The organism is Flavobacterium beibuense F44-8 (assembly GCF_000769915.1).
Classification (GTDB): domain Bacteria; phylum Bacteroidota; class Bacteroidia; order Flavobacteriales; family Flavobacteriaceae; genus Flavobacterium; species Flavobacterium beibuense.
Genome location: NZ_JRLV01000026.1, coordinates 12919 through 23649, shown reverse-complemented (window position 1 = coordinate 23649; position 10731 = coordinate 12919). Strand labels below are relative to the sequence as shown.

General features: G+C 32.0%; 6 protein-coding genes and 1 pseudogene. 4 read left to right on the top strand and 3 right to left on the bottom strand.

Annotation, left to right across the window (positions count from 1 at the left end; genetic code table 11):
• Positions 1–82: 82 nt before the first annotated feature.
• The 4 genes and pseudogenes from Q763_RS18120 to Q763_RS16170 all read left to right on the top strand — a co-directional run bounded on the left by Q763_RS18120 (position 83) and on the right by Q763_RS16170 (position 5955).
• Positions 83–1625 (top strand): annotated as a pseudogene (locus Q763_RS18120) (IS1182 family transposase).
• 71 nt (positions 1626–1696) lie between these two features.
• Positions 1697–2449, top strand: a complete 753-nt coding sequence (locus Q763_RS16180; protein ID WP_035136083.1) for a hypothetical protein — start codon at positions 1697–1699, stop codon at positions 2447–2449.
• 770 nt (positions 2450–3219) lie between these two features.
• Positions 3220–4401 carry an AlbA family DNA-binding domain-containing protein gene (locus Q763_RS17610; protein ID WP_052123485.1) on the top strand — a complete coding sequence of 394 codons (1182 nt, stop codon included), beginning with the start codon at positions 3220–3222 and terminating at the stop codon, positions 4399–4401.
• Positions 4402–4563: 162 nt separating this feature from the next.
• Entirely contained in the window at positions 4564–5955 is a 1392-nt protein-coding gene (locus Q763_RS16170) for a hypothetical protein (protein ID WP_035136082.1), read from the top strand.
• 809 nt (positions 5956–6764) lie between these two features.
• On the opposite strand, the gene Q763_RS16165 is transcribed toward Q763_RS16170, so the two are convergent.
• The 3 genes from Q763_RS16165 to Q763_RS16155 form a co-directional block, all read right to left on the bottom strand.
• A complete protein-coding gene (locus tag Q763_RS16165) occupies positions 6765–8429 on the bottom strand; it encodes a MutS-related protein (protein ID WP_035136081.1) in 1665 nt (554 codons plus the stop codon).
• Between the two features lie 303 nt (positions 8430–8732).
• The gene (locus tag Q763_RS16160) at positions 8733–9263 is read right to left on the bottom strand and encodes a DUF4468 domain-containing protein (RefSeq protein ID WP_035136080.1); all 531 of its coding nucleotides are present in this window, start codon (positions 9261–9263) and stop codon (positions 8733–8735) included.
• Positions 9264–9741: 478 nt separating this feature from the next.
• The gene (locus Q763_RS16155) at positions 9742–10731 is read right to left on the bottom strand and encodes a PorP/SprF family type IX secretion system membrane protein (RefSeq protein ID WP_035136079.1); all 990 of its coding nucleotides are present in this window, start codon (positions 10729–10731) and stop codon (positions 9742–9744) included.

Here is a 10731-nt window from a genome sequence, read left to right as displayed (position 1 = left end):
AAAATGCTTAGCCACCCTGCGGGATGGTTACGACATCTTATACAAACCGTCAGACTGTCTCAAAACCTAATGCTATTTCAATATTCTTTTATTATCTTGGAGTAAGGAATATCTTCAAGGCGATGATCGCCCCAACTTAGTTTATACACGACCTGTTTAGGTGATATGGTGCCGCTAAACAATACCGTTCGTTTAATAGACCAATTTGTTAATTCCCTAGATCTCGAGGTCATGGGTTTTGAGCCCTTATCCTCACAAGGTCGACAACCATATCATCCTGGTGATTTATTGAAACTTTATATTTATGGCTATATGAACCTCATGCGCTCTTCCCGCCAATTAGAAAAGGAATGTCAACGTAACCTTGAAGTCATTTGGTTATTAAAAAACTAAAGCCCGACCATAATACGATAGCCCGATTCAGAAAAACCAATTATAAAGCCATTAAAAGCGTATTCCGTTATAGTGTAGAAATAGCCAAAAACTTTAATCTGATAGGTGGTGAATTTATCGCTGGTGATTCTACCAAACTTAGGGCACAGAACAGTAAAAAGAACAACTATAATCGCAAAAAGTACAAAGACATTTAGATTATATAGACAAAAAACTAGAAGAACATAATCAAGCGCTTTCTAATAGTGATGTCGATCGCAAAGGCGACATCAAAGCCGAGATAGAGCACCGAAAAACACAGCGCAAAAAATACGAAAGGATAGCCCTAGAGTTGGATAAAAATACAACCTCTGAACCCCCCCCAAATCTCCACAGCGGATTCTGACAGCAGACACCAAATAGTAAAAGGCACCATCACAGAAGTAAGCTACACAGCGCAGACTACAGTGGATGCCAAACATAAATTGCTTATAGATTATAGAGTTACCAATGAAAATGATAAAAAGGCCATGGGCATGATGCTCAGACGGGCTAAGACTATATTACGAAGTAATCAATTTACCACTCTTTACGACAAAGGATACCACACAGGAAGTGAATTTTGTATATCTGATCAATTAGGTATTGCTACACTGGTGGCTATTCCTGAAATTGGTCGAACAAGCCAGGCTCCAAATCCTGATTATAATGCAGAAACTTTAGTTATGACCATATATCGGATAGCTATACATGTCCTCAGGAACATAATCTTATATCCAATCAAACCTGGTATAAAGCTAGAAATTATTGCTTCAAGCAATACAAAACCAAGGCTTGCAAGACCTGTTGTCAGGAATCAATGTACTACGTCTAAAATAAACGGAAAGGTTATTCAGAGAAGTGAATTTACCCAGAACATCCGGAATAATGCGCAACGGGTATACAAAAATCCGCTTTTATACAAAAAACGACAAGCTTTGGTAGAGCATCCTTTTTGAACTATAAAACGGCAATGGAGCTTTGACCATATCATGACCAAAAGGGGCATGCAGGCTGCTTCGGCTGATTTTGGATTAATAGCCATTGCTTATAATTTGAGAAGGTTGTTTAACTTAAAAATTCTTAATACCCTGCCTTTAATAAGCTTTAAAACCTGTGTTTTGGTCTTGAAAAAGGAAATATCTGCTTTGCAAGCCTTTTTTAAGCGTAGATTATTATTGTACGATTATTCTTTATCTGCCTTTACTTTTTAATCTATATTTAAACTTTAATTTGCAGTTTTGAGACAGATTGCCGTTAGCGGCAACATTAAAAAACGACTCCAATGACATCAGATGAATTAGCAATAAAATCAAGTATTCAAATCTATCAGGCAGACAAGAGTAAAATGAAGCCCGAAGGTTTCGGAACAGGTTGCATTGTAAAATATTTAGGACATACTCTTTTACTCTCGGTTTCACATGTGACAAATGAGGATGGGTTAACAACATTTCTTGAAACTAACCTTCAACCTGAAAAAAATACAACTCCATTAAAACCGATTGGCGGACTTGTTTGGTATGATGTTTTCAAAGTAACTGACGGAATGGACTTGACAGACTTTCAATATCTTATTGAGAATAAAGCAGAACCTATTGATGTGACATTTGCTAAACTGACCGAACAGTTTGAATTAAAACAGCCAGCAATGGACTTTAAGTATTTTCTAATAGAAGCAGGAGACAAGCTAATGTTAGACCTTGACTATGCTACTGTTCCAGACAAAAATAACACGTATAGTTTTTACGGTAAAATTAGACCTGAATATCAAGGCATCTATTTAAAAATGACTCCGACATTAAAAAACGGATTAAAGTTTCATAGGACAAATGGATATTTCCATATGTTTCTTGCCCCAGAAATCATTAAGGATAAAGACGACTATCGTGGTTGTAGTGGGGCTCCAATTCTTGACTCAGAAGGACGTATTGTTGCATTAGCCTGTCAGATTAGAGAAAATACAAAAATAATTTATGGATTTTCGATTCAGGAATGTATGAAACTAATTAAGTTGACAATTGATACAAACCAATTATGACAACAGAAAAATGCATCCGCTAACATTTTGTATAAGTAATGGCAGTCAAAGTGCTAAATATTAAAGTTTGTAGCCCGCTCAAACAACGTAGCGGTTTGACAGGGAAGTGCCACGCAATCTGCCACTACTCACACGAGTGCCGAGAGTAACGAACGGCTGAAAATCGTTACGCAACTGTTTATAAGATGGTGGATTCGACCCACCGGTGTTGTCCTCTAGGGGATAGCATCAAACCACCATAAGGTGCTTTGGTAAAGAGCCAAGGTATTGAGCGTTATGGAAACGACCAATCCAAGAGTTTGGTCAGGTATGGATAAAGGGGATGAATGCAAATGAACCTCTGATGAAGTGTCGAGAAAGTGCAACCTTCTGTCAAAAATGTTTGAAGTATGACAAGTATAATAAGTTTAGCGGACACCTGTTTACTGGCTAAGTGATTCCTAATTCTGTAATACTCTAATCTTCAAGATTTATTTTCATTAGGTGTTTTGTTGAATTTTTCTGTAAAATGGTCCAAACTTTTATTGTTTTCAACATAACCTAGACATAGATTTCATAAAAGCTGTGATGGAATATGTCTAATTCAAAAATTGCAAGGAACAGAGTGCCGTGAAATGTAATTATGTATATTTGAACTGATACGGTTTAAAAGCTACTATTCTATATAGATCAAAATTTGGATAAAATTATATTATATTTGGTTTATCCGGAACATGAAGCCGATAAACGATATATAATATAGGTATGGTATATAACCAGTAGGCAAACATATGACAGAAAACCTTGATGACATAATAGAATTTGAAAATGAAAATACTGAATTGGATTTTAAGGCAATTCAATATCAAAAAGTTAAGTTTCAAGATTTACTGAAAGATTTAATGTCTATGGCCAATGCTAAAACAGATGCTGATAAATATATAATAGTTGGTGTTAAGTTATTAGGAAATGGAAATAGAGATATTTTAGGTATCACAGAAGATTTTATTGACGAAGCCACCTACCAACAACTAGTCCACAATAATATTGAACCAGAATTAAACTTTTCTTACGTTTCTTATCAGTTTCAAAATAAAACTCTCGGAGTATTTAAAATCTTTGATTCCATTGACCGACCATATATGATGAAAAAGGATTTTGGTAAATTAAGAATTGGAGAGGCTTTTATTAGAAAAGGTTCGCATCAAACAAGATTAACAAGAAAGGACTTTGATTTTTACACCGAAAAGAAAATAACTGAAAAGAAATTTAAAGGTAAAATTCATACCTATTTTGATGAAATAAATCAAAAGTCAATTGCGCTCAAAGTATTAAGTAACGGAGATTATCCATCAGGTAAAGCAGCAGAAAAAATCAAAAAAATACTTTTAGAAAAAAAAGAGAAATTAAAAAAAAACGAAGGAATGTTTGTGCCATTTTTTGACCAAGACATTCCAATGTTAGGTGGAACACCTTATGAAAATAGAAGCATTAAAACATTAGAAGGAAATTTAGAAAACGTAGCAGAAACTTATCGAAAAGATGATTTACATTATCTTTTCGAAGTTAAAGCCCATAAGTTTAACTTTACGATTTTAAATGATGATACCGAATATCTAGAAGACGCCTCGATTGAACTTAAAATTGAAAAGGAAGGATTATATATTGCCGACAAAATTTATTCTAAACCAGATAATTCAAATAGCATTATATCTTTAAAATATGAACTAAATCCGCCATCTTGGGAAAGTATGAATTATCCAGAAGTTATGGAAAATGAAACGGAATATCTAATACTAGAAAACCTAGGAAATTTAAAACATCAAATAAGTGGGAATGCACTAAAAGTAGATTTAAGAATTGCAATAAATCCAAAATTAAACAAAACTGAAAAAATAGTAAAAATTAAAATATTTGGAAAAAACCTGAGCAAGCCTATTGAAGACCAATTAATAATCCAAGTCACTGAATAAAATGCGATTTGCAAGCCGTTATATAATTTATTGCTAGTTCTTGCCTAATTACGAAAATCCTCGTGGATTTTCTATTCGGTTTGTATTTGCTAAATTAGGTGTTTAAAACACGCAACAAACCATATACAAACACATTAGCACCAATTACGACCAACCAACATAATGAAAGTAATAATCATAATAGGAATTGTTTTAGTAGTGATTTACTACATTGGAAAAAACAAACAAAAGAACCAACCAGAAAAAAAGAATCTTTCAAAGAAAAAACCTTCATTTCAATCAAATTCTTACTTTCAATCAAAATTATCGGAAATAAAATTTCCTGACAGAATAAATGCAATTGATTGGCACAATCAAAAAATCCAACAAGGATTAAGAACTGGAGATATAGAATTAGCTAATCTATCATATGCAAAATTATATGAAAGTATTAGACAACAAAATGTAAATGACAACGGAGAATTTGATGATATTTTACAAACGGTTGGAAAAGAATATAAAGGATTTAGAGAATACTACCAAGTCGAATATCCTGAACAATTTTTGCCACCAGAAGAACGTAAAAAGAAAAAAGAAAAAGAATTCGAAAAAATCAAAGACCTTCCTGTTTATTTAGAAACAGGAAATTACATAGAACTTCCAAAACAAATATTAAAATATGTGGACATAGTAAAACCAATCTCGGAATGGTACGAAATTGGACTTAAACCAAAAAAAGAAAAATATGGTAGATGGAAAGCCATCAAAAGAAGTGAACGTTATTTCGGATTTTATGATGCCAAACTTGATAAACCAAGTCACAAAATATCTCTCGAAACAGGAAAAAGGATTACACAAAAACCATATTTCATAAAAGCGTTAAATGAGCAAGGAATTCCTCTAACTGATTTTGTCGCTTATGGGAAAGATTTAGAGCATTTTGTAAGAGCAGTTGACTTCTTCGATAATCAAAAATTTGAGAATGCACAAAAAGAAATTGATAAAGCATTAGAATTAAAGAGAAAAGAAGATTACGAAGAACTGAAAGTCGATATTGAAATTAAATTAAATAACGAACAAGTCGTTGATAAAGAATTTAAAAAGTACGAATTCGACATCGATTCTGCAATTCATATTGGAAAATTTAATGATTGGCTCAAAGTCTTAATAAACAATCACAAATACGACAAGGTTATTGATTTTATCAACCAAGCTAACAAAACATTAGAAAAATTATTAAGTGGAGAAATCGAGCCCAAAATTTATGGCAAACAATCATCCGACTATTATCAATACAAAAAAGAACAGTTTAATAGAAATCTAATTTACATATTTGACTTTAAGAGTTCCGAATTAGAGAAATCAGAAAACTCTATCAAACTACTTGAACTTTTTTTAAGTTTATACAATAAAGAAGATTTTAGACCAATAGAGAAAATTGCTGACCAATTTAGTGCGTGGAATTTAAACGAACGAGCAATTGAACTTTACCGAGAATGTTTAAATATGATTGGTAACGAGAACAAACCGAGAATAATATCACGAATTGAAAAGAAAATTCAAAATAATAAATAACTGGAGCTAATCGAGTAGACGGGTGACGACATAGTAGTCGCCACTGCGTCTCTCACACCACCTTTAGATTTGTGCATTGAATAATTAATAACTTTAATAAACATTACTGTTATAATAAAAAACAACCAAAAAGAGCAAAGTGATAGTGAAAATGAAAAAGAGGAAATTAAGAAAGATACTGATAAGTATCGAGGTCGTAGAAAAGAATACGAAAAACTAAATGCACAGTTGAAGGCTTCTGGTTAACCGCAAATTTCTACCTCCGATCCCGATAGCAAACATTTGATTGTGCGTAACAATATTCCGTTCGACTACTTAGTTACCAATAAAAACGACTCCAAGGCTGTGGGATAGATGTTACAAAGAGCTAAACCATTCTAGGAACAAATACCTTTACGGCACTCTATGACAAAGGATATTATATAAGGAGTGAATTTAAAATAGCTGGGCTTGTAACAAAAAACTAGACAAATAGTTGAAATAGAAAATAAAGATTTTCAATATTAGCCTCAAAGCATTAAACTTCTTATTTTAAGTCATTTTTTTTCCAAATAATTTTGAGCCTTGTATCCAAGTTAAACGCTCTAAATCTTCAATAAATAAGTTCGAATCATGTTCGCAGCAGGCTACTAAGCAAAAGGCTTCACATATGTGAAGCCTTTTTTTATTTCCAATGGGTACACAATTCGGTTCCCTTTCTTTTCTATATACTTTATATTCATTTTAAGCTATTTTGAGGCAATTTCTATTTAATATTATTAGAAATTATAGAATTCGGTCGGACGCAGTCAAATCTGCCGTAATTGAGACTATGTTTTGCCAGTAGTATTTTTTGCTAAATATGTTTTATCTAATTCTTTAGCTATTTCGATTGCTTCTTCTACAACCTCTTTTGGATAATTATTTATTTCAAGTATTCTAATTGCATTTCTTTTTTTTAGTTTACCTTCTTTCAGTTTGTAATCAAAACCTATGTTGTTATCATTTACTGTTTCACTAAAATGATATAATTCGTATTCATCTGATAGCATATCGGTTAATTCTATATCGTGGGTTGAAACCAATATTTTATTGTTATACTTTGTTAAAGCGGATAAAATTGATTTTGCAGAAGAAATGCGCTCTACTGTGTTCGTTCCTTTAAATATTTCATCTAGTAGAAATAAGTTTTTATTCCCATTTTGACTTTCTTTCAGCATTTCCTTAATGGTTAAAACTTCTTCAAAATAGTAACTTTTGTCATTCATCAAATCATCACTTATTCGGATAGCCGAAAACACTTTCAATAAAGGAAAAGTCATTGATTTAGCGAAACAGGTATTAATTGTAATTCCAGTTATTACATTTAGTCCAATTGCACGAATAAAAGAAGTTTTTCCAGACATATTTGAACCTGTAAGAAGAATAGATTTTTCACCTATTTCAATACTATTAGTTGTACAATTAAAAATTAAGGGATGGCTTATATCTTTAGCAATGATTTTATTTCCATCATTAATAATTGGTAAACAAAATGTTTCAAGTCCTTTTCTTAAAGATGCTATGGAAATTAGCATATCTATATGTCCAACAAACTCAAAAACGTTTTCTATGTCGCCTCTTTTTGTGTTTAGTTTTTTTAAAACACCAAATAATAATAATGGCTCAAGCAGAAACATTGTTTTAAAAATCTCAAATACAAACCAGGCTATGATTTCAAATTCTCCTTGAAGTTTGGCTTCAAGTGAAAAAAATGACATTCTGTTTTTAACTCCATTTATTAAATTAATAGACTTTGGTAAGTCAGGATTTAATTTTTTAAATAATGAGTTGGTAAATAAATGTGATGCAATAATATTAAGCTTTAAAAGCTGTGGAATTGAACCTACATATTGGACTAGATTATTTTTATTCCAATAATGAAGCACAAAATTTACACAAAAAACACCTAATAGAACAATAAAAAATATGGGGTTGAAAAAGCATAAAACCAGTGAGACTAAACTGGCAAATGACAATAGTTTTATTGCAATAAACCATTTTGGTGGATTAAGATGCTCATCTTGAAATAAAGTGGATATATAATGCGCATCTTTATGTTTTAGTTTTTCAAGTCTTTTTTGAACCGAAATTCTTAATTCAGTATTTTCCGATAATTCAGTTATTATTTCTTCGTTTAGCTTGGTTTGCTTTTCATTTACTTTTATTGTACGAAGATGATTGTATAGGTATTGTTGACCAACTTTTGAATGAGTTCTGTCAAGAAGCACAAACAAATCATCAAAATCCAAGTCGTTACAAGTTTTGTCCGATAATACTTGATATGCTTTTGAATTATCTTTATTTCTAAAGTATTTTTCAATGTAATCAAAGTCAAAAGAGTCATTTTTCAGATTTCCAAATGATTCTATTAATCTTTTGTTTAACTCTTTTTTTCGGTTGAATTTTATTTGAGAAAAAGTGTATTTTATTTGAAATATTATGTCTTTAATCATAAAACAATTAGTGTGGACTTTTTATTAAATGTTACAAAATATGTTCAGCTTATCATTCATTTAGTAAATCTTCATATACTGCTAATCTTGGCTCACTATAGGCAATGTTGTGACCATTCAAATACTTCTTCCTTATCTCTACCGGGTAATTTATATTCAATTGTTTTTGAGTCACAGTCCGTAGGTAAATAAAACTTTTCCTGAGGAAATGTATTTAAAGTCGTAAGAAGGAATAATATAACGGTAAGATGTTTTTTCATTATACGTTGGTTTGCGTTTTATGACCCTTAAGAGTATAGCTTTCTATTTATAAACCAGTTCACTTGTTTCCATGTAGTGTGTTAACGAGTAAATGAGTCTTTCTACTCTATACTCATAGTTTTTTATCCAGTTTTCATTATACTCTGAAGGGTTTTGAATAATATGTGTTAGTGATAAACTTATAGTCTCGTCATTTACAGAAAAGTTTTTGTGCTCATACTTTACAGTGTATTTACTGTCATAAAATTTAATTGTTAAAATATAGTTTGAGTTATATATTTTTTCATTTGGCTGATAGTTTGATACATCAATATCAAATGTTTTGTATAAACCTCCACTAATGGTGATAATTCTGTCAGATCTGTTTTCGTCTACCACAAGTTGTGGCATAACGTAATATTTATTTGTCCAGTCTAATGCATTTTCAAATAAATCTTTGGTATCCAGATTAGGGTCTTTCGACTTGAATTCAAATTCATTAGATTTTCCTTCAGTGTCAAAAGTGAAACATATCTGAGAATACGAATTAATTGTCAATAAAAATAGGGCTAGAATGGTAAGGTGCTTTTTCATTTATTTTAGAGTTTTCATTTCATCTAAAATATAAAATATATTTGATGACTTTATTAATGATATCTTTAAAGAGTGTTAGTGTAGCCTTTGAAAATATAAAATTGATATTTTATTTAAAATTTAATTAATTTTTAAATAAAATATCTATAATTAATTTTAATACAGTAGATTTAGTAAAGTTAATAATTAACTACAAAGTAAACTTTTTTAAATTGGGTGCAAAGGCAGGGGATTCCCTGCCTTTTTTATGGTTTTCCGTTTTCTAAATCTCTTTTTCCTGATTACTTTTAATACAGTTTAGCACTAACCAATTGTATTGGTTTATAACTTATTTGGTTGGAGAGGTAGGATGTGGGAATTTCCTACCTCTTTCATTTTTAGTCTAACCACTAACTTGATTCAGGAAAGGTGTACTTCAATCTATAGCATAATAACAGCTTAAAATAAAAAAGCCCCGCTGTAGCGGGGCTTTTTTATTTTAATAATAATCAGGGCAACCCTGACATTGTTTTTCCCAATTAAACTGATAAATCAGCGAGAGTTCATGTATCCCTCCGGTTCGTCCCATATTGTTAGTTAGTATGTCGTAAGAATATCCAACCTTAAAATGTTCGTATTTTAATCCGAAATAAGGATTAACAGAGGTCAACAGGTTGCTGTTACCATTATTTTTTGCTGGATTTGTAGCAGCTATGGCACCTACAAATACCCTTTCAAAAATGATTCCCATTCCCAAGTCAAACCTGTTATACTTTGCCTGCTGCATATAATTGGCTGTAAACAATAATTTGGAATTATATGGTAGGAATGTATTGGTAAAGTTAGAAAGCTTAAACTCGTAGCCCGCATTAAGCGAGAACAACATCTCCAAAGGTAAGTTGCCAGCCTGCATAAATGATATATTTGGTTTGTTAAGGTGCTTTAATGAGGCGCCAAACCAGCATTCCTCATTATTAAACAATACTCCGGCACCGATGTCAAAAAAGGTTATTTTTTCATTGAGTGCAAGTGGGTCTATACTGGTAGCATCAATTACACCGGTACCAAGGTTAAGCTGGTCTTCCAATACCAGGTTTTGAAAACCGTATGACTTTGTACCGAAGCCTACCTCAAGGGCAGGGTGGAAGTACCAATAGTCTGATATCTGCACCCTGTAAGCATAGGATGCATTAACCTGTGATAACTGATAGTTTGTGAACGACTCCCTCTGGCTTAAAAAGTTTACACCAAAACCACTGTTCATCTCTTCAGACCATGTGTTTAAAAAAGCATAATCGCTGTTTATTTTCAGTGAGGCATCCGGCCATTGCGTTCTGTGCATTACACCTATGGAAGTAGTTTCCATAAAGCCTGTAAAGCCCGGGTTTACTGTTTGGGGTACCATAAAATACTGGGTAAAAATAGGATCCTGAGCCCAACCTGTATTAAATGCTAATATTGTGATTATAATTATTACTATTCTTTTCAT

Coding starts and splice junctions, on each gene's coding strand:
- Q763_RS16160 (WP_035136080.1), bottom strand. CDS start 9,263: ATGAAAAAGCACCTTACCATTCTAGCCCTATTTTTATTGACAATTAAT.
- Q763_RS16180 (WP_035136083.1), top strand. CDS start 1,697: ATGACATCAGATGAATTAGCAATAAAATCAAGTATTCAAATCTATCAG.
- Q763_RS17610 (WP_052123485.1), top strand. CDS start 3,220: ATGACAGAAAACCTTGATGACATAATAGAATTTGAAAATGAAAATACT.
- Q763_RS16165 (WP_035136081.1), bottom strand. CDS start 8,429: ATGATTAAAGACATAATATTTCAAATAAAATACACTTTTTCTCAAATA.
- Q763_RS16170 (WP_035136082.1), top strand. CDS start 4,564: ATGAAAGTAATAATCATAATAGGAATTGTTTTAGTAGTGATTTACTAC.
- Q763_RS16155 (WP_035136079.1), bottom strand. CDS start 10,731: ATGAAAAGAATAGTAATAATTATAATCACAATATTAGCATTTAATACA.